19 protein-coding genes are annotated in these 18,708 nt (G+C 57.9%); 16 read left to right on the top strand and 3 right to left on the bottom strand.

The features are described 5' to 3' along the window. Positions 1-19: 19 nt before the first annotated feature. The 6 genes from flgA to fliP are packed head-to-tail and all read left to right on the top strand — an operon-like array spanning position 20 to position 4,161. Positions 20-508 (top strand): flagellar basal body P-ring formation chaperone FlgA, encoded by a 489-nt coding sequence (gene flgA / locus ACI3K0_RS10225; RefSeq protein ID WP_183823319.1) that lies wholly within the window; start codon positions 20-22, stop codon positions 506-508. Further along, positions 505-1,626, top strand: coding sequence for a flagellar basal body P-ring protein FlgI (locus ACI3K0_RS10220; protein ID WP_148144391.1), 1,122 nt, complete (start codon positions 505-507; stop codon positions 1,624-1,626). Before flgA ends, ACI3K0_RS10220 begins: the two co-directional genes overlap by 4 nt. Then, complete coding sequence (locus ACI3K0_RS10215; protein ID WP_246435961.1) at positions 1,623-2,180, top strand: MotE family protein; 558 nt, start codon at positions 1,623-1,625, stop codon at positions 2,178-2,180. The genes ACI3K0_RS10220 and ACI3K0_RS10215 overlap by 4 nt, the downstream gene beginning before the upstream one ends. Continuing rightward, on the top strand, positions 2,177-2,896 hold the full coding sequence (gene flgH, locus ACI3K0_RS10210) for a flagellar basal body L-ring protein FlgH (RefSeq protein WP_148144390.1): 720 nt from the start codon (positions 2,177-2,179) through the stop codon (positions 2,894-2,896). The genes ACI3K0_RS10215 and flgH overlap by 4 nt, the downstream gene beginning before the upstream one ends. A gap of 33 nt (positions 2,897-2,929) precedes the next feature. Continuing rightward, positions 2,930-3,430 carry a flagellar basal body-associated FliL family protein gene (locus tag ACI3K0_RS10205; protein WP_148144389.1) on the top strand — a complete coding sequence of 167 codons (501 nt, stop codon included), beginning with the start codon at positions 2,930-2,932 and terminating at the stop codon, positions 3,428-3,430. Continuing rightward, positions 3,427-4,161, top strand: a complete 735-nt coding sequence (fliP, locus tag ACI3K0_RS10200; protein ID WP_404945299.1) for a flagellar type III secretion system pore protein FliP — start codon at positions 3,427-3,429, stop codon at positions 4,159-4,161. Before ACI3K0_RS10205 ends, fliP begins: the two co-directional genes overlap by 4 nt. Positions 4,162-4,587: 426 nt before the next feature. Here fliP and ACI3K0_RS10195 read toward each other — a convergent pair whose 3' ends face one another. Continuing rightward, positions 4,588-5,049, bottom strand: coding sequence for a hypothetical protein (locus ACI3K0_RS10195; RefSeq protein ID WP_148144387.1), 462 nt, complete (start codon positions 5,047-5,049; stop codon positions 4,588-4,590). 382 nt (positions 5,050-5,431) lie between these two features. Next, entirely contained in the window at positions 5,432-7,360 is a 1,929-nt protein-coding gene (locus ACI3K0_RS10190; protein WP_183823317.1) for a glycosyl transferase, read from the bottom strand. Between the two features lie 388 nt (positions 7,361-7,748). On the opposite strand from ACI3K0_RS10190, the gene ACI3K0_RS10185 reads away from it, so the two are divergent. The 3 genes from ACI3K0_RS10185 (at position 7,749) to ACI3K0_RS10175 (ending at position 11,020) form a co-directional block, all read left to right on the top strand. Further along, a complete protein-coding gene (locus tag ACI3K0_RS10185; protein WP_183823315.1) occupies positions 7,749-8,630 on the top strand; it encodes a flagellin in 882 nt (293 codons plus the stop codon). A 321-nt stretch (positions 8,631-8,951) separates the two neighbouring features. Further along, on the top strand, positions 8,952-9,836 hold the full coding sequence (locus tag ACI3K0_RS10180; RefSeq protein ID WP_148144384.1) for a flagellin: 885 nt from the start codon (positions 8,952-8,954) through the stop codon (positions 9,834-9,836). A gap of 302 nt (positions 9,837-10,138) precedes the next feature. Further along, entirely contained in the window at positions 10,139-11,020 is an 882-nt protein-coding gene (locus ACI3K0_RS10175; protein ID WP_148144383.1) for a flagellin, read from the top strand. Positions 11,021-11,106: 86 nt separating this feature from the next. Here ACI3K0_RS10175 and ACI3K0_RS10170 read toward each other — a convergent pair whose 3' ends face one another. Continuing rightward, on the bottom strand, positions 11,107-11,289 hold the full coding sequence (locus ACI3K0_RS10170; RefSeq protein WP_404945298.1) for a hypothetical protein: 183 nt from the start codon (positions 11,287-11,289) through the stop codon (positions 11,107-11,109). A 30-nt stretch (positions 11,290-11,319) separates the two neighbouring features. Between ACI3K0_RS10170 and ACI3K0_RS10165 the strand changes: the two genes are divergently transcribed. The 7 genes from ACI3K0_RS10165 (at position 11,320) to rem (ending at position 18,655) form a co-directional block, all read left to right on the top strand. Further along, complete coding sequence (locus ACI3K0_RS10165; RefSeq protein WP_148144381.1) at positions 11,320-12,285, top strand: flagellin; 966 nt, start codon at positions 11,320-11,322, stop codon at positions 12,283-12,285. A gap of 195 nt (positions 12,286-12,480) precedes the next feature. Further along, positions 12,481-13,128 carry a hypothetical protein gene (locus tag ACI3K0_RS10160; protein ID WP_183823311.1) on the top strand — a complete coding sequence of 216 codons (648 nt, stop codon included), beginning with the start codon at positions 12,481-12,483 and terminating at the stop codon, positions 13,126-13,128. After that, on the top strand, positions 13,121-14,452 hold the full coding sequence (locus ACI3K0_RS10155; protein WP_183823309.1) for a MotB family protein: 1,332 nt from the start codon (positions 13,121-13,123) through the stop codon (positions 14,450-14,452). The genes ACI3K0_RS10160 and ACI3K0_RS10155 overlap by 8 nt, the downstream gene beginning before the upstream one ends. Before the next feature lie 12 nt (positions 14,453-14,464). Further along, positions 14,465-15,721: a chemotaxis protein gene (locus tag ACI3K0_RS10150; protein ID WP_183823307.1), complete on the top strand. Its 1,257-nt coding sequence runs from the start codon at positions 14,465-14,467 to the stop codon at positions 15,719-15,721. Next, positions 15,718-17,187 (top strand): flagellar hook-length control protein FliK, encoded by a 1,470-nt coding sequence (locus tag ACI3K0_RS10145; RefSeq protein WP_183823305.1) that lies wholly within the window; start codon positions 15,718-15,720, stop codon positions 17,185-17,187. Before ACI3K0_RS10150 ends, ACI3K0_RS10145 begins: the two co-directional genes overlap by 4 nt. Then, complete coding sequence (locus ACI3K0_RS10140; RefSeq protein ID WP_394353645.1) at positions 17,147-17,716, top strand: lytic transglycosylase domain-containing protein; 570 nt, start codon at positions 17,147-17,149, stop codon at positions 17,714-17,716. Before ACI3K0_RS10145 ends, ACI3K0_RS10140 begins: the two co-directional genes overlap by 41 nt. 267 nt (positions 17,717-17,983) lie before the next feature. Next, positions 17,984-18,655, top strand: coding sequence for a transcriptional activator Rem (gene rem, locus ACI3K0_RS10135; protein WP_183684948.1), 672 nt, complete (start codon positions 17,984-17,986; stop codon positions 18,653-18,655). Positions 18,656-18,708: the final 53 nt, after the last annotated feature.

Genomic DNA, 18,708 nt, shown 5'->3' with positions numbered 1-18,708 from the left:
GATTAAGAGGCGGGCAAACATGATGTTTCCTAGTGTAAATGCACTTCGGTCGGCTGTCGGCGGGGCTATCCTGTCACTGCTGTTCATCGCTGGTGCCGGATCGCAGGTCGCGGTTGCCCAGCCTCTTTATGCCGTCGTTCCCACATCGACGATCTTCCCGGGCGATATTATCTCCTCAAGCCAGGTCATGGAGGTCGAAGTGACCAATCCGAACCTGGCCGGCGGATACACGTCAAGCGTCACAGATGTCATCGGCAAGGTGGCAAAGCGGACGCTGGTGGCGGGACGGACTATCCCGGTTTCCTCGCTGCGTGAGCCCTACACGATCGAGCGCGGCAAGGCGATCCGTATCATGTTCAATGTTGGCGGCCTGACGATTTCGGCTGCCGGATCGGCTCTGCAGGATGCCATGACCGGAGACTCGATCCGAGTCCGAAACACTGAGAGTGGAGTTACCGTCACCGGCGTGGTGAGGGCTGACGGAAATGTCGAGGTTGTCCAGAAATGATCGGTAGACTGCTAACAACGATCGCCGCCAGCCTGCTGGCGCTTTTTGCTGCGGCGTCTGTCGTCGAAGCGGCATCAAATGCGCGTATCAAGGACGTGGTATCGCTCCAGGCCGGGCGTGATAACCAGCTCATCGGTTATGGTCTCGTTGTCGGCCTGCAGGGAACCGGCGATGGCTTGCGTGCCTCGCCGTTTACCGACCAGTCAATGCGCGCGATGCTTCAGAACTTGGGTATTTCGACGCAAGGCGGTCAATCGGCCGCCAAAAACGTTGCGGCCGTTATGGTCACGACGAACCTCCCGCCTTTCACCAGTCCCGGCAGCCGCATCGACGTGACCGTCAGCTCTCTCGGTGACGCCACCTCGCTGCGCGGCGGAACACTTGTCATGACCTCGCTCACGGGTGCCGATGGACAGATCTATGCCGTTGCACAGGGCGCAGTCGTCGTTTCCGGTTTCTTGGCCGAAGGCGCAGCCGCCACCGTCACTGAAGGCATTACTACGGCCGGCCGTATTCCCGGTGGCGCCATCATCGAGCGGGAATTGCCTTCGCGCTTCAAGGATTCGGGCAATCTTGTTCTTCAGCTGCGCAATCCGGACTTCTCTACGGCAATCCGCGTTGCTGACGCGATCAACTCCTTCTCCACCAGTACCTATCGCATGCCGATTGCCGAAGCGCGCGATTCCCAGGTCGTCGCCGTGCAGAAGCCACCGCAGGAAGATCTCGCTCGCCTCATGGCGAGGATCGAGAACCTTGCCGTCGAAACCGACACACCCGCCAAGGTCGTCATTAACGAACGGACGGGAACCATCGTTATCGGCGCGGATGTCCGCATCTCCCGGGTCGCGGTCAGTTATGGAACGTTGACGGTACAGGTTACCGAAATGCCTCAGGTCGTGCAGCCCCTGCCTTTCTCGCGCGGCGAGACCTACGTCCAGCCGCAGACGGACATCATGGCCGAGAAGACTGGTGGTCCGGTTGCAGTTCTCGAGGGTCCGGATCTGCGCTCGCTGGTGGCAGGATTGAACAGCATCGGCGTCAAGCCTGATGGAATTATTGCGATCCTGCAGGGGATCAAGTCTGCAGGTGCGCTGCAAGCGGAGCTAGTACTGCAATGATTGGCCCAGACACTTCATCTCCGGCTCGGTTGCGCCCATGGGAGCGCTCCTCGGTTGCACTTCCGGTTCTCGCTCTCTTGGGGCTGCTCGTTGCGCTGCCCTCGGCCGACGCCCAGGAGCAGGTTCGTGACACGACCGGGATGACGAGCGAGACCGAAGTCCAGCAATTCTGCGGCAATATTGCCGACGCGGCGCGCGATCGCCGTTATGCCTTGCAGAAACAGGACCTTGAGAAACTTCAGGCCGAGGTCGATGATCGCATAGCCGTGATGGAGGCCCGCAAGGCCGAATACGAGGACTGGATCGGCCGGCGCAACGAATTCATGAAGCAGGCCGAAAACGGCCTGGTCGATATCTTCAAGACCATGAAGCCTGACACTGCTGCTCCGCAGCTGTCCGAAATGCAGGCAGGGCTTGCCGCCGCAATCGTCATGCGGCTGCCGCCCCGCCAATCCGGTCTGATATTGAGTGAGATGGAGGCCAAGAAGGCTGCGGCCGTTGCGTCCATCATCGCCAGTGCAGCGGATCCCAACACGTCGAAAGATCCGTCATGACCAAACTCGCACCTGCACTCCTTGCTACCGTGGCGCTTCTTTCGGGATGCTCGCAAACGCCCCAGACGATTAGGGAAGTCGGCAATGCACCGTCGATGAGCCCCATCGGCAGTGGCCTGCAGTTCAGTCAGGCGCCGCAGCTGGCTTCCTATCCTAAGCGCCCGCACAACATGAACAATGGCTATTCGCTCTGGAGCGACAGCCAGGCCGCTTTGTTCAAGGACGCACGCGCGCTCAATATCGGCGACATCCTGACCGTCACGATCAAGATCAACGACAAGGCTGATTTCGACAACGAGACGAAGCTTGAAAAGAGCAACGACCGGACGACCGCGTGGAAGGCCGATGCCACAATTTTCGGATGGAACCCCAAGACCGATTCTTCCTTTGGCTTCAACGGCGAATCCAATTCCGACGGCAAGGGGTCGACAACCCGGTCGGAACAGCTGAACCTGCTCGTAGCGGCCGTGGTGACCGGCGTTCTCGAAAACGGGAACCTTCTGATCAGCGGTTCGCAGGAAGTGCGTGTCAATCATGAGATCCGCATCCTGAACGTGGCCGGTATCGTCAGGCCGCAGGACGTCGATTCGGAGAACGAGATCTCCTACGAAAAGATCGCCGAGGCGCGCATCTCCTACGGCGGCCGCGGTCGCGTAACCGAAATTCAACAGCCGCCGGTCGGCCAGCAGCTCATGGACCTGTTCTCGCCGATCTGAGGCGTCCGGGTTTTTGCCGAGGAGTGAAACCACATGGCTATCACGGCTGAGGACGACAGCGTCCCGAAGAAGAAGAACGCACTTATCCCGATGATCGGCGCCGTGGTGCTGTTGTCCCTGGTGGGCGGCGGCGGCGGCTGGCTGACGGGAAAGCTGATTGCACCGGCGCCAAAACCGGTGGAGGAAGCGACAAGCACCCCTGCCGCCGAGGGCGAGAAGAAAGGCGAGGGCGAAAAGGCCGCGCCGGCTCTCCCCAACATGCTGGAACTGGCACCGATATTGACTAATATTGGCTATCCGGCGGAAAATCTCATCCGGCTGCAGGTGGGTTTGGTATTTGACGGCCCGCCTGACCCGGCGCTGGCCGAAACTGTGAACCAGAACATCATGACCTATCTGCGGACGCTCTCGCTGCAGCAGTTGCAGGGGCCGCGTGGATTCACATATTTGAAGGGCGACCTTCAGGAGATTGCTAGCCTGCGTTCCCAAGGGCGTGTAACAAAGGTCCTGATTAGGACTTTTGTTGTCGAATGATTCGTCTCGCGATTTTCGTTGCCACATTGGCTTTGGTGCCCGGTCTTGCGCATGCGCAGCAGCTACAGGATTTGATCAACGCTCCTGTTGACGGCTCTGCTGCTGCCTGGATCGTTCGCACTTTCGGCCTTCTGACCGTCCTGTCTGTGGCGCCAGGCATCCTGATCATGGTGACGAGCTTCCCGCGCTTCATCATCGCCTTCTCGATTTTGAGAACCGGCATGGGCCTCGCCACCACGCCGTCGAACATGATCCTCACCAGCATGGCGATGTTCATGACGTTCTACGTCATGTCTCCGACCCTTGAGCAGTCTTGGCGCGAGGGCATCCAGCCCATGTTGCAAAGTCAGATAACAGAAGCGCAGGCGATCGAGCGTACGGCCGAACCGTTCCGAAGCTTCATGATCGCCAACACTCGGCCGAAGGATCTCGCCCTGTTTGTCGATCTCGCCACTGAACGCGGTCAGCAGACTTTAGAGAACGACAGGCCCTATTATCGGGTGCTCGTTCCGGCATTCATGTTGTCCGAAATCCGTCGCGGCTTCGAGATCGGCTTCCTTATTGTCCTGCCTTTCCTCGTCATCGATATGGTTGTCGCCACGATCACCATGGCCATGGGCATGATGATGCTTCCGCCGACATCGATCTCCCTTCCGTTCAAGATCCTGTTTTTCGTCCTTATAGACGGCTGGAACCTGCTCGTCGGCTCTCTGGTCAGATCTTTCTCCTGAACAATCGAAATTGTGCGCCTGTCTCTCTGCGCGGCAAGCCTGCCGGGTTGCGGTAGGGGCCTGCAGCTGTCTATCTGAAGGCCTCCTGACCTCCGTGGCGAGCGTGGCTCTCCTGTCGGTGCCGGCTGGCTTTGTCCTCCGCTCGGCGCCGTAGCGCACCTCGCATTCCTATCTTCCGTTCCTGGATATCCGTGAGGCCAGGCAACGAGCAGGCGCGTTGGTGGCGATACTGATCTCCTTCATGTCACATCCGCTCCCGTCGCTCGATCTCGCCTGTGTGCAATAGGCGAGGCGGCAGCACTGGGATTGCCCATCGGCCGGGTGAGGGGCTTCTTAAACGCAAATTGCCGCGCACATGGCGCGGCAAGCGGTGAATAAATCGCTCGGTTCCCCTCCGACGCACGCAGGAGGGGAACGATAGTCTTGTCAGTGATGAGCCGGGCTGCTCAGCTCGAGAGCCGCCTGCGCCTTGGTCGTATGGAAGGTCACCTTCCTGAGGCTGTCGGCCAGAATGGACGTGTTCTCCCTCGGATCGGCAGACGGGCTGTGGAAGTTGATGTAGTTGATCGAGATGCTTGCCTTGTCGGCTTCCAGCTTCAATCGGCTATATATGGTGATGCCCGGTGGGCTGATCTCCAGATCGAGCGTGATCGACGGGTAGGTCGACCAGTCGAGAGCATAGTCGCCTCCGACGCCGAAGCGGACCGTCCCCGGATGAAAATAGAGTTCGGCAGCAGAATCGACGAGATCAGCGATGCTGCTGTGATACTCGAAACGAAGAAGCGAAATGAGATCGGCAGCGTCCAGCAGCCTCAGTTCGGCCGCCAACGGGCCAATCGCCTTGGCAAGGATTTCTTCTCGTTCGATGGAGTAGGGGCATGTTTTCATAATGAGCCGTCTAGCCAGTTTTTATGGTTAACGTTGTATTCGGGCCGTCACGAGATCCCTGAAACTTCAGAGGATCGCTCGGTAGTGAAGTTAGAGTATGAGGCTTGCGTAGAAATGGAGTGTTGAATTTAAAAGGAAATTCGACATTCCAAGGCTTGGTCGACCATCGTAGCGCAACAGATCGCGCCGGCTTTCGATCGCCAGTTCTCATCAGGTTGAATACCGGGCTGTCATGATGCGTCTTGCACGCATCTCGGCAATGATGTTCGGTTCCGGACAACGCGTGTCGGGAACGGTGTGCTTCAGAGCAGCATCATGCTTGTAGGTTGTCGGGCGCAACGCTCAATGTGCGTCCGGCCAGGCCTGTGTCTGGCGTTTGTGTTCAGTCGGACTTTTCCATGAAAGGCCCGCTACGTGCCGGCAGGCACGCAACATCGATATGATCGGGCTTCAAGCCGTTTTTGGCGCGCTCTACCATTGTCTCGTAAGCGGTTTCGAGATGCAGGGTGAAGCGTGCGTCGTCGAAAAGCGGGCTTTTCAGGCGATTGTCTTCCAGGCGCTGCCGCAGAGGCTTGAGCTGTTCGGGATTTTTGCCGAACTCGACGGCCAGCCTTACATAGTCGTTCTCGTCTTCCGCAATAAGTTCGGGCAGTCCGATTGCATGCAGCAGACTTTGGCTGACGCGCGAGGCGAAATTGGTGCCCTTGTAGGTCAGGACCGGCAGACCGGCCCAGAGCATCTCGGAAGTCGTCGTGTGGCCGTTAACGGGATAGGTGTCGAGGCCAAGGTCCGCGAGCGGAATGCGGTTCAGGTGGTGCTCGAACTGCATCTTGGTCATGAAGAAGATGCGCTTGGCTGGAACGCCGGCGGCGACGAGCTTCTTCTGTATGTTCATCCTGCTTTCGGCATTGTTGGTCAGGATCCAGAGGATGCCGTTCGGCGTGGACTTCACGATATCTGCCCACATATCCAGCATCTGCGGCGTAATCTTGCGGTTCGCGTTGAACGACCCATAGATGAAGGCGTCTTCGGGAAGGCCCACTTCCTTGCGTGTCATAGGCTTGGCAAGCGGCCTGTTGACCGGATCGTTCGGCTGATACGTTTCCGGCAGGCGGCAGAACTTCTCGTAATAGTGCGGTTTCGAACTATCCGGCAAAACGTATCTGTCGCCCACGGCATAGTCGAGATCGACGTTGACAGTGGAGCCTGGGAAGCCCAGCCAGGCAACCTGGATCGGTGCCGCCTGCATGTTGAAGACCGTATTGCGAGTGCCGATCGTATGGCCCTTGAGATCGACGAGGATGTCGATATTGCGGGACCTGATTTCGGCCACGATCTCCTCATCGCTGAGATCGCGAACGGTGACGACATTGCCCCACTCTTCGCGGTTTGCCTCATTGGTCGCCAGCATCTTCGGATCGGTATGGCAAAAGAGGGTCACTTCGAAGCGATCCCTATCATGCAATTCGAACACCCGGCGGATAAGCTTCATCGTGGCATGTTTGTCGAAAAGGTCGGAGGAGAGGTAACCGACACGGATCTTGTCACCCCACGTATGGGGCATTTGATGCCGGATTGCGGTCATCTCCGGGGAAAATCTCGGCGTGTTGCTACGAGCCAGCTGGTTCAGATGCTCATTGCCGGTCCAATGGAGGTTGAAGAAGGTGCCGTCCATCCTGACGAAGTCCGTCTCGCCTGACGCAAGTTCAGCGTCGATGATCGGCTGGTGGCGCTCTATCGCGTCGTACTTGCTGTGTTCGCGGCTGAAGGTGAGATACATCAGCCGCACCGGCTGGCTGTTCGGAATTCGGCTGAGCAGTACACGGGCTGTCTCGATATCGGACGGATCGAACATATCCCAGGTGTTCAGCGAAATCCGGGCGCCGAGCAGCATATGCGGCAGCTCCTTACTCCTGATCAGCAAGGTTTTAAACACGCGGGCGATACGAGCCTCACCTCTCTCGACCAGAGTTGACGCGACGATGAAAGCCAGTTCTGGGTCGCGGGTCAGCTTTGGAAGAATGCGATTGGCCAGAGCCAGCGCCTTGTCCTTCTCACCGATTTCGAAATTGAGCTTGATGGCATCGATCAGATTGTCGTCGGCATGTTGACCGCCGAGCTCGGCAGCCAACTGGAAGGACTGGGCGGCTTCCGCCTTGTGACCGAGCTGCTTCAGCGTGCGGGCGAGCAGCGTGTAGGTACGGGCATCCTTTTGAACTTCGAGCAACCTGTTGATGGTGACGAGCGAGGAGGTGTAGTCGCCGCTGCGGAAATGCTGGGACGCGGCCTTATAGCTGATCTCGGTCAACATCTGCTCCGTATTTTCGTTGCCGCGCCAAGTTCGTCTGTTGGTTGCAGAGGCTTGCTTGCGGGCGACGCAAGAAATCGATCCGACTTTGCTATCCGGCGAAGCTTGCTTGAAACCGGTGTTGGTTGGCCGGAGCCGGAAAAACGCTCGCTAAAATTATGTTTAACGTACCACCCCGAGCGCTAACCGTTTGTTTACTATGTGTCCGCATTGCCGACGACTCACCCCCAAAATTAAGACTGTGGCAACTCTTGGCTGGCTAATTTGGTCCTGCGACGGGTTGGTGTCCTAAACGAATAAACGGAACCGAGTGGCATGATGTCGGACCGTCGCAGCCGATTAAGAACCGGCATGTCCTCACCGTTTGTTTTCAGTCTTTAGGGGACACTTCATGTCTAGCATCAACTTCAATGCCGGCGCTACTTCGGCTCTCGAAACCCTCCGCAACATCAACAAGGATCTGCAGAAGACGCAGAACAGCGTCTCCACGGGCGAGCGCGTTAACTCTGCTTCTGACGGCGTTTCCTACTGGTCCATCGCGACCACGATGAAGTCGGACAACAAGGCTCTCGGCGCCGCTTCCGACGCACTCGGCGTTGGCGCTGCCAAGGTCGACACAGCTTACGCTGCAACCGAAAGCGCCATTGACGTCGTCAACGAAATCAAGGCCAAGCTGGTTACCGCTTCGGAAAGCTCTGCCGACAAGGATCAGATCAACCTGGAAGTTGAAAAGCTTCAGGAACAGCTGACCGCAATCGGTAAGGCCGCCTCGTTCAACGGCGAAAACTGGCAGATTTCCGGCTCGAACACCTCGACCACCGCTAAGGTTGTCGACGGCTTCGTCCGCGAAGACAGCGGTACGGTCAAGATCACCACTGCCGACTTCAACCTGTCCAGCTACGCAATGTTCTCGACGCTCGCCAGCGACGTCGGTTCCGGCGGCATTCTGGGCGCTGTCATGACCATCGCTCTGACCTCTGCTTCCACGCAGGGCGCAATCGACGGCTTCATGACCACGGTTGAAACCGCTCTGTCGAGCCTGACGGATGCCGGCGCTGCTCTCGGCGCTCTGACCACCCGTATCACCCTGCAGGACGAATTCGCTTCCAAGATCTCCGACGCAATCGACTCGGGCGTCAGCCGCCTCATCGACGCCGATATGGAAGAAGAATCTGCAAAGCTTTCGGCTCTCCAGACCCAGCAGCAGCTCGCTGTTCAGTCGCTGTCGATCGCCAACTCCTCGGGCCAGAACATCCTGCGTCTGTTCCAGTAATCACTGGCATCGTTCCGAAATTGGGGCCGCACCTTCCAGGTGCGGCCTTTTTCGTTTTGGGCGCCTTGAAATCCAGCGGAAACGCTGCTGCCAATCGTAGATATTAACAGGAAGTAAATGCTTAAAAATTAACGGGAAGTAAATGAAATTAAAGCGTTTTTTTGTTTCTTTGTTTGGAACTTGTTAACCTTAACGGTGTCTACTCGGCTCATCAAAACGACGGGCCGAAATTAACGGTTTCCGGCAAGCATGAAGCTGACTGTCGTTCCCGGCGAAATCCGGAATGTCCCTTCAAATCATAGTGCCAAAGGGGCAACTTTCATGACCAGCATTCTGACCAACACCTCCGCCATGTCTGCTCTCGCAACGCTGCGGAACATCAACACTGATCTCGCTTCCACACAGGATCGCGTTTCGTCCGGTTATCGCGTCGGCGCAGCTGAAGACAACGTTGCCTACTGGTCGATCTCCACGACCATGAATTCGGACAACAAGGCTCTCAACGCCGCCAAGGACGCACTCGGCGTCGGCGCTGCCAAGGTTGACACAGCTTACGCTGCAACCGAAAGCGCTATCGACATCGTCAACGAAATCAAGGCCAAGCTGGTTACCGCTTCGGAAAGCTCGACCGACAAGGAGCAGATCAACCTTGAAGTCGAAAAGCTTCAGCAGCAGCTGACGGCCGTTGCCCAGGCAGCATCCTTCTCCGGTGAAAACTGGCAGATTTCCGGCTCCAACACCTCGACGACGGCCACGGTCGTTGACGGCTTCATCCGCGAAGACAACAGCTCGGTCAAGATCACCACCGCAAGCTTCAATCTGTCCAGCTACGCAATGTTCGAGACCCTGTCCAGCGACGTCGGTTCCGGCGGCATTCTGGGCGCTGTCATGACCATCGCTCTGACCTCGGGTTCGACCCAGGGCGACATCGATGGCTTCATGAACACGGTTGAAACCGCACTGTCGAGCCTGACGGATGCCGGCGCTGCTCTCGGCGCTCTGACCACCCGTATCGACCTGCAGGACAACTTTGCAGCCAGCCTTTCCGACGCGATCGAATCGGGCGTAAGCCGCCTCGTCGACGCCGACATGGAAGAAGAATCAGCAAAGCTTTCGGCACTCCAGACCCAGCAGCAGCTGGCCGTCCAGTCGCTGTCGATCGCCAACTCTTCTTCGCAGAACATCATGACGCTGTTCCGCGGCTAAAAAAAATCCGCTCTCGGATAATAGGGTCGCACCATGGTGCGGCCCTTTTTTACGTCTTGTTTTTATTTGTTAATTTTGTATTTCCGCAATCAGAGGCTGTTAGCTTTCTGTTCATTCGTGTTAACAGCCGCAAGCAGGCGTTAACTCTCTGTTAACCCTGATCGGTTTTTCTCCTCGTCATTGAAACAGCGGGCCGGGCAGCAGCGAACACGCAACGTCCACCGGCCAGGCATGAAGCTGATCGCGTTTACCGGTCCACGCCGGAATGTCCCTCCCAACCGTGAGCCAAGGGGCAATTTGAGATGACGAGCATTTTGACAAATACTTCCGCAATGTCCGCACTGCAGACGCTTCGTGCTATCGGCAGCAGCCTTGCAGACACGCAGGATCGCGTCTCTTCCGGTTACCGCGTCAGCGAAGCCGCCGATAACGTCGCCTACTGGTCGATCTCCACGACCATGAATTCCGACAACAAGGCGATTAACGCCGCTTCCGACGCTCTTGGCGTTGGTGCCGCCAAGGTCGATACCGCTTACGCTGCGATGGAAAGCGCCATCGACGTTGTCGACGAAATCAAGGCCAAGCTGGTTACCGCAACGGAAGAGTCCACCGACAAGGACCAGATCCAGCTCGAAGTGGAAAAGCTGCAGGAACAGTTGAGCGCGATTGCGCAGGCAGCTTCGTTCTCCGGTGAAAACTGGATGGTTGCAGCCGACAACGCCTCCAACACGGTGGTCGTGGATGGCTTCATCCGCAATGAGGACGGCACGGTCAAGGTTACGACCGCTGAGTTCCAGGTCGCCTCTTACGCAATGTTCGGCACCATCAATAACGGCGTCGGCGAAGACGGGATCCTCGGTAGCGTCATGAGCATCGCTCTGACCTCGGCATCCACGACCGGCGACATTCAGGCCTTCCTCGACCAGGTCGAAGCCGCACTTTCCAGCCTGACGGATTCGGGTGCCGCCCTTGGTGCTTTGATCACCCGCATCGATCTGCAGGATGAATACGCAGCGACTCTGTCGGACGCAATTGAAACCGGTGTAAGCCGACTGGTCGACGCGGACATGGAGGAGGAATCAGCCAAGCTTTCGGCGCTTCAGACGCAGCAGCAGCTTGCGATCCAGTCGCTGTCGATCGCCAACTCTTCTTCGCAGAACATTCTTTCGCTCTTCCAGGGCTAAAGGTTCGGGATCACTTGATTTCGATGACAAAAAACGGGCCGCGTTTCCACGACGCGGCCCGATACGTATTAAGAAAAATCAACGGCTTATGCCGAATGACGGTAGCTGGAATCAGAGACGATATGCTGGCGCAAGGTTGTTTGCGTCTTGTCCGAATCGTAGGTTTTCATTAACCTTCGTGTATTGGCCAAAGAGCCATAAACGTGACGCGCTTGCCACATGGCAAGCAGCATGAAGTCGATGCGTCGCGGCCGGATCACAAACGGCATGTCCTGATTCCGAACATAGGTGGTTAGAACATGTCGAAGATCATGACCGTCGGTTACGTGCAGAGCGCGCTACAGACCCTTCTTTTCGCGAGCGACAATCTCGAAGAAACCCAGAAGCGCACAGCATCCGGCCTGGCGGTTGAATCTGCGGCAGACAATGCCGGTTACTGGTCGGCCGCAACCAACATGACCTCTGACCAGAGTGTTCTCGGTAGTATCGGAGATGCGCTCAACCTCGGTGCGTCTAAGCTCGATACGGCCTATGAGGCCGTGACCTCCTCCATTAACATCATGGACGAGATCACCAGTCAGCTGGTGACCGCCTACGAGGAGGGTACGGATAGAGATGCACTCAACGGCCGAATTAGCTCGCTCAAGGAAAATCTGAACTCTGTCCTCCAGGCAGCGACGTTCTCCGGCGACAACTGGCTCTACAATTCGGATGAAATTCTCGGCGCATCGAAAACCATTCCGACGTCTTTCCAGCGTAGCGTTTCGGGGGCGGTATCGCTCAGCTATGTTTCCGTCGATACCGCGGATACGACGCTGATCGATTCGGCCGATGCCAATCGCGGCCTTCTGACCGGCGCGATCGACGCCAATACATTGAATTCCGACGGAACCGCGACCTCCCGCAACTACTACCTGCTTGACGTGGATTCGACCATTGCGACGACCGGCACGTCGATTGCCGTTTCCGACGCCACGACCTCGGCCGAGCTGGACGATATGATTGCCGTCGTTGGCCATTTGACCGACAGGCTCAATCAGCTGGCAAGTTCGCTGGGCACCGTCTCCGCCCGTGTCGATCAGCAGACCGGCTTCGTGAAGTCTCTCCAGGATATTCTCGACAAGGGCGTTGGCCGCCTGGTCGATGCGGATATGGAAGAAGAATCCACCAAGCTGGCGGCTTACCAAACCCAGCAGTCGCTGTCGTCACAGCTCCTCTCCCTGCTCAATGGTCATCAGCAGAGCACACGCGTTCTTTTTAGCTAGCGCCGTTGGCGGGTCTTCATCTTCGCACAAGTTTGGCATCGTAGCTGGTTTCAGGTGATAATGCGTTCATTCCCGGATGCATCGCGCCGATCGCCTCGAAGCGAGCCTGCCAAACGCACGAAGGAATGGTCCACTTGTTCAGTTTTGAGGTAAGCCTTTTCATTCTCCGCATGTCGGCTAGGTAGGGATATCTCCATGAGTATGCCGCTTGCTCGTTACCTGAAGGATTTTGGCGCTCCGCAACCGCAGCCGCAGCCATCGGAGTTCGTTTCCGATTTCGATTTTCCCGAGAACAACTTCGATCTCCCGGACGTGGCGTCAGAGCCTGCCGTCGATATCGAAGAGGAAAAAAGCAAGGCGCGCGCCGAAGGCCATGAGGCTGCCGTGGTCGAAATGACGGAACGCCATGAGGAGCAGGTGGCGCAGATCACCGCAAGGCATCGCGAGGAAATCGAGGCGCTGACGGCGAAATACGACGCTGTCGTTGCCGAACGCGTTGAAGCCTTCCTCAAGGAGATGAAGGCATCAGTCTCGGATGCCGTAGACACTTCGGTGGCGCGTGTCCTGCAACCCTTTGTCCAGGAAGAGGTCGCTCGCGCTGCTGGCGCAAAATTCGCAGCCGATGTCGCTGAAGAGATCGGGCAGGGCAGGACGGTGAAACTCTCGGTGAGAGGTTCAGAAACATTTATCGAAATGATGCGCAAGCGGCTCGATCCGCTCGTGACTGAAGTCGAATACGAAGAATCGTCGGAAATCGACATGACGCTGGAAGTCGGTGACTCGATTCTCGTGACGCGTCTGAAGACTTTTGTCGAAGCGATGGAAGAGCAGATAGATGAGTGAAAGTCATCATCACGGCAAGAACGAAATTATTGTCGTCAAACGCCACAAGGGTGATCATGACGGAGCCCATGGCGGCGCCTGGAAGATCGCCTATGCGGACTTCATGACGGCAATGATGGCATTCTTCTTGGTCATGTGGCTCGTCAACGCCTCCAACGAAGAAACGAAGGCCTCGATTGCAAGCTACTTCAATCCGATCAAGCTGACGGATGAGCAGCCCAGCTCTGACGGCGTCAAAGAACCGGCAAAGGACGCACAAGGCGAACAGAACGGTCAGAAGTCGGACGTTGCAGCCGATAAGACACAGGACGGTTCCGCCGCAGCTTCCGGCGAGGATCTGACGGCTTCTTCCGGCGAGAACACCAGCTTTTCCGAAGAGGCATTTTTCGAAAATCCTTACGCGGTGCTGGCTGAGATCGCTCAGGAAGTTGGCCAGCAGGCCAATGTCAGCGTGAAGGGCGAGGGTGGCGCTGCAAATTCCGGCCCTTCGACCGGCGCTTCCGGCGGCGAGGCCTATCGCGATCCGTTCGATCCCGACTTCTGGAGTAAGCAGGTTTCCGCTCCACAGAACGGCCAGAACGGTGCCGTTGCCGTGTCGCAGGACAGCAAGCTGCCACCGGTTCCCGATGCCAAGCCGGTCGAGACAGCCGCCGCACAGGCGCATCCACGCACTGACACCCAGAGACAGTCGCCATCTGACGCGCAAGCGTCGACCAGCACCGATGCGGCCCAGCAACAGATTGCCGCGCTGCAATCACCCAAAGGCGCTGTCGACGGCAGTGGTCAGCCGAAGGAAGAGGAGCCTTATGATGGCTCTCCCGAGCCTGACAGGCCTCAGACAACGTCCAAGCCGACGGAGAAGCAAACCGAGAAGGCCGAGGAGTTGCGGGAAGAACTCGTCAAGGCTTTGACCGGCGTTCCGGGCAAACTTGCCGAGGGCATCGTCGTCACTCCGTCCGAGGGCGGTATGCTCGTTACCATTTCAGACCAGGCCGCAACGCCGATGTTCGATCTCGGATCGGCCGTTCCTCGCAGGGAGACTGTCCTGGCGATGGAGAAGGTTGCCGCAGTCTTGAAGGCGAAGGCTGGCTCGATCGTCATCCGCGGCCACACTGACAGCCGGCCTTATCGAGGTGGCAACGCCGACAACTGGACGCTTTCGATGGACCGCGCCCATGCCGCCTATTTCATGCTTCTGCGTGGCGGCCTTGAAGATACCCGCGTAAAGCAGCTTTCCGGTTTCGCCGATCGCCGACCGCAGGTTACCGACAATCCCGAGGACGGAGCCAATCGCCGCATAGAAATCCTGATTGCCGATGGTTGAAGGTAAGCGCTGATGTTCGCTCGCAGATACTGGATTGTTCGCTCCACGCTTCTTGCGGCCGCGCTGGCTGCAGGAGCCGCCGAGACGCGCGCCCAGGACCAGTCGCTCGATGCCTATAAGATCTTGAGGTCCCTCCAGTTCGTCCAGGATTCGCTGGTACTCGGAGATCACTCCGCCTCCGATCTCCAGCGCTACCTGCTCGATTCTCTCGACAAGAGGCTGCGATCTGCGGACAACGGAACGCTTGCGGATACGCGCAATGCAGACGCAGTCTTCGTTTACGTGATGAGTGGCGGTAATCCCGCCACCTTGAACTTCCTGGCATCCCGCGACACTCAGGGATATCTCGACGCGCGTGTCGTCAACGTCCTGCAGAAATATCTCGACGGCCGCGGCGGGCAGGTTGCAAGCTCGATTGCCTCTCTCTCCCAGGAATATAAGGGCTCACCGATCGGTCCCTATCTCAATCTTGTCGCCGGCAACGTCAATTATCCGACTGATCCGACCGCCGCACTGATCTTTTACGATCGCACCCGCATCGATGCACCGGGCACGATCCTGGAAGAGGCGGCGCTGCGCCGCTCCATCGTCGCAAGCGCAAGTCTGAAGGATGTCGATCGGGCTTTCGGCTATTCCGTGCGGTATGCGCGGCGTTTTCTTCATTCGCCTTATGCCAGCCAGTTCGCTGACCTCTTCGTCGACCTCGCGGTAACCAGCGCGCCGGGGCTTGGACACGACCGGGTTTCGGAAGTGGCCGACCTCATGGATCCGGACCGCGCCCAGGAGCTTTACCTGCGCATATCACGACTGGCGACGCTGAAGGGTAAATATGATCTGGCGAGCTATACGGCTGAAGAGGCACGCAAATTGAACGATGTGCTTAGCGGCAAGGGACGTACGCTACTCCCCGGCCTTTACGAGCATATTGCCAAGGTTCCGTCTTCAAATGTTTCGCAGGTTGTCGACCAGCTTTCATCGATTCCCCGCGAAGGTCTTTCGGATCGCGACCGAGCACTTCTCGATGCTGCGCAACGCGTCGGCGAGGAGATTGTCAGGCCTGTGGATATCAGCGGCAGCGGCGAAGACACCCCTACGCCCGATGGCAACACCCGGACTGCCGATGCCAAGCCTGATCCGACGACTGCAGGCTCAGTCGTGCCGAATGCCGCGACCGCGACAAATGCGGCCGTTGACGACTTCGTCACGCAAGGCCGAAACAAGCTGGGTGAGATAGATTCGCTCCTTGCGAAGGAGATTGGGGGTCGATGATGAATGTAGTGAACAATGCCTTGCCGGCGAGCGCGGATGTTTCAACCGCAGCTTCCTCTGCGTCCAACAAGGGTACGCGGACTTCCAAGGACGACGGTTTCGCCAAGACGCTCAACTCCTATGGCGACGGCCAGGGCCAGCGCGAAAAAGCCGCCGCGGCGAATGACGATGGCGCGGCAACCGAGACACAAGCCGGACAGGACCAGCCTGATACGGACGTCGCCGCCGAGCCGAAGGCGACTGCAAGCGCTCGTCCGTTCGCGATGACCGTCGAAACGATGCTTTCAAAGGCCGTTGTTCAGGCCTCGGATGCGATCACTCCGGAGGCCGTCGTTGAAATGCCGGTCGAGGGGCAGGACGCGGAGCCGCAAGTGCCTGTCGACGTTGCCGATCTCGATACGGCGGCAGACCTTTTGGCCGACCTGCAGGCGGCAATGCCGGCCAATACGAAGGGTTCGAGCAGCCCGGTTCGCAACACCGCCGCCGATCAGGCCAAGACAGACAATACGGACACCGATGCCGCAGACCCGGATGCTGCGGACGACGCGCTGGCATTGCTCCAGTCGCTTCCGGAAACGGCGTCTGCCCAGACTGTGCAGTCGGACATTGCCGGCGATCAGCTGCCGGTACAGACGGAATCCGCTGAAATCGACGTAGACACGGTAACAGCACAGGCCGGCAATGCTGCTCTGTCCTTGAAGGACGCAGCGGCAGGAACGGCCACGAACACCGTGGCGACGGATACAAAAACTAGCCAGCGTCCAGCTGCGACTGCCGCCGATGTTGCCCCGGCGGTTCACGATGCGCTGGAGCATGACAGCGAGCTTTCGGTCGACATGGAGACGCCCGCTGTCCAGGTCACCGAGAACCGTCGATACATCGGCATGGCACCGAGCTCCAACGCGGTCTCACTGGCAACCGCATTTGGTCAGGATCCGGATTGGTCGGCTGCCATGAACCCGAGCGCAAAGCTGTCCAACGAGGCGCTTTATGCCAGCACGGGCAAGGTGGTGAATACGCTCAAGATCGAGCTCAACCCCAATGACCTCGGGCATGTGACGGCAACGATGCGCATGGTCGGCGAAGAGCTGAACATTCATCTCACCGTCGAAAGCAGCAAGGCCTATCGGCAGCTCATGCACGACAGTTCCACGATGCTCGATAACCTGAAGTCACAAGGTTACAGCGTCGACCAGATCACGGTCAGCATTGCGAGTGGAAGTAGTTCGACTTCGTCCGACAAGGGCAGCGATACATTCGCCAACAGCCGGCAGTCTTCCGATATGGGACAGGCGCAGCAGCAACAGCAGCAGAACGGCCGCCAGGGCGGCAATACGAGTGGCGGTCTGACGGATACGTCGGACATCGGTACGCGTATCAGCTCTTCCGGAGGTAAGGATGAAGGTTCGGCTCAAGGCGCGGGTTCTGGCGGCGCTGGTGCTCGTCCCGACACCGTTTATCTCTGATAGGGGGGAAGCGGCGGTCGGCGCCAGCCTCGCTTGCGAACGGCAGATACAGCGCGCTGCTGCACAATATGGCATTCCGGAAGGCATACTCTATTCTGTCGGCCTCACCGAGACAGGGCGAAAAGGCTCGCTCAGTCCCTTTGCCTTGAATGTCGAAGGCAAGGCATTCTTTCCCGGTTCGCTGCAGGAAGCCTTTACTCAGGTTGCTGCATCTCGGGGGCAGGGGGCAAAGCTGATCGACATCGGCTGCATGCAGATCAACCTCATGTATCACGGCGCGGAATTTGCCTCCTTGCAGGATATGTTCGATCCGGCTCAGAACGTTGCCTATGCCGCACGTTTTCTGCGGCAGCTGTATGATCGGCACGAGACCTGGACGATGGCTGTTGCCCGTTACCATGCCGGGCCGAACAATGACCCGGCGCAGCAGCGATACGTATGTCGCGTGATCGCAAATCTGGTCGCTTCGGGATATGGGCAGTGGACCGCAGGAGCGACGAATTTTTGCGCTGGCGGCAACTGGAAGTAGATTGCCTTTCCAATTTACATCGCGCCTTTGATCTGGCAGCAATGAGGCGTGTCAAACAGGGGCATGCCGAATCCTGTTATGAATCTGTCAAAATCCACCGAAAAAATTGTGGCTGTTTTGGTTTTTACCACTATATCTAGTGCAAATCGGAGAGGTGTGGTTAATCAATTATTAATTAGTCCCCACAAGTTCCTATAATTGTGGCTGACTCTCACGATTCGTACTCATGCCTCAGCACATGAACGCTGCTGATTCGGAGATGGGTGAATGATCGTCGTGGTTGATGAGCGAGAGCTCGTAACGGAAGGTTACACATCCCTGTTCGGCCGCGAGGGCATCCCCTCGGCAGGCTTCGATCCCGTCGAGTTCGGCGAGTGGGTCAACTCCGCAGCCGATGCCGATATCCGCGCCATCGAAGCCTTCCTCATCGGCCAGACCAAGAACGCCTGCGATCTGCCACGCGCCATCCGCGATCGCTCCACCGCACCGGTCATCGCCGTTTCCGATCAGCCGTCGCTCGATGCGACGCTGGCGCTGTTTGATGCCGGCGTCGACGACGTCGTCCGCAAGCCGGTTCATCCGCGCGAGATTCTGGCGCGCGCCGCTGCCATCCGTCGCCGCCTGACCGCCATCGCCAACTACACCGATATCGGTTCGATCCGCGTCTATTCCGACGGTCGCGATCCTGAGATTGGTGGTGAAGTCTTCCCGCTGCCGCGCCGCGAGCGCCGCATTCTCGAATATCTGGTCGCCAATCGCGGCCGACGTGTTTCCAAGGCGCAGATCTTCTCGGCCATCTACGGCATCTTCGACGAGGACGTCGAGGAAAACGTCGTCGAGAGCCATATTAGCAAATTGCGCAAGAAGCTCCGCAAGAAGCTCGGAACCGACCCGATCGATTCAAAGCGCTTCCTCGGGTATTGCATCGACTGGAATTGATGACGGCACAGCATGGTGCTGTCCTGTTCAACGCAAAAACACCGCCCGATCGC

The sequence above is a fragment of the Rhizobium sp. ZW T2_16 genome, assembly GCF_044987325.1.
GTDB lineage: Bacteria > Pseudomonadota > Alphaproteobacteria > Rhizobiales > Rhizobiaceae > Neorhizobium > Neorhizobium cellulosilyticum.
The sequence above is the reverse complement of the archived record's forward strand: the minus strand, read 5'-3'. Positions and strand labels throughout refer to the sequence as shown.

Excerpts from the sequence above, each read along its gene's own strand:
- ACI3K0_RS10160 (WP_183823311.1), top strand. The coding sequence starts at position 12,481 with ATGAGTATGCCGCTTGCTCGTTACCTGAAGGATTTTGGCGCTCCGCAA.
- flgA (WP_183823319.1), top strand. The coding sequence starts at position 20 with ATGATGTTTCCTAGTGTAAATGCACTTCGGTCGGCTGTCGGCGGGGCT.
- ACI3K0_RS10215 (WP_246435961.1), top strand. The coding sequence starts at position 1,623 with ATGATTGGCCCAGACACTTCATCTCCGGCTCGGTTGCGCCCATGGGAG.
- ACI3K0_RS10175 (WP_148144383.1), top strand. The coding sequence starts at position 10,139 with ATGACGAGCATTTTGACAAATACTTCCGCAATGTCCGCACTGCAGACG.
- ACI3K0_RS10190 (WP_183823317.1), bottom strand. The coding sequence starts at position 7,360 with ATGTTGACCGAGATCAGCTATAAGGCCGCGTCCCAGCATTTCCGCAGC.
- ACI3K0_RS10155 (WP_183823309.1), top strand. The coding sequence starts at position 13,121 with ATGAGTGAAAGTCATCATCACGGCAAGAACGAAATTATTGTCGTCAAA.
- rem (WP_183684948.1), top strand. The coding sequence starts at position 17,984 with ATGATCGTCGTGGTTGATGAGCGAGAGCTCGTAACGGAAGGTTACACA.
- ACI3K0_RS10150 (WP_183823307.1), top strand. The coding sequence starts at position 14,465 with ATGTTCGCTCGCAGATACTGGATTGTTCGCTCCACGCTTCTTGCGGCC.
- fliP (WP_404945299.1), top strand. The coding sequence starts at position 3,427 with ATGATTCGTCTCGCGATTTTCGTTGCCACATTGGCTTTGGTGCCCGGT.
- ACI3K0_RS10220 (WP_148144391.1), top strand. The coding sequence starts at position 505 with ATGATCGGTAGACTGCTAACAACGATCGCCGCCAGCCTGCTGGCGCTT.
- ACI3K0_RS10205 (WP_148144389.1), top strand. The coding sequence starts at position 2,930 with ATGGCTATCACGGCTGAGGACGACAGCGTCCCGAAGAAGAAGAACGCA.
- ACI3K0_RS10170 (WP_404945298.1), bottom strand. The coding sequence starts at position 11,289 with ATGCCGTTTGTGATCCGGCCGCGACGCATCGACTTCATGCTGCTTGCC.
- ACI3K0_RS10165 (WP_148144381.1), top strand. The coding sequence starts at position 11,320 with ATGTCGAAGATCATGACCGTCGGTTACGTGCAGAGCGCGCTACAGACC.
- ACI3K0_RS10195 (WP_148144387.1), bottom strand. The coding sequence starts at position 5,049 with ATGAAAACATGCCCCTACTCCATCGAACGAGAAGAAATCCTTGCCAAG.
- ACI3K0_RS10185 (WP_183823315.1), top strand. The coding sequence starts at position 7,749 with ATGTCTAGCATCAACTTCAATGCCGGCGCTACTTCGGCTCTCGAAACC.
- ACI3K0_RS10145 (WP_183823305.1), top strand. The coding sequence starts at position 15,718 with ATGATGAATGTAGTGAACAATGCCTTGCCGGCGAGCGCGGATGTTTCA.
- ACI3K0_RS10180 (WP_148144384.1), top strand. The coding sequence starts at position 8,952 with ATGACCAGCATTCTGACCAACACCTCCGCCATGTCTGCTCTCGCAACG.
- flgH (WP_148144390.1), top strand. The coding sequence starts at position 2,177 with ATGACCAAACTCGCACCTGCACTCCTTGCTACCGTGGCGCTTCTTTCG.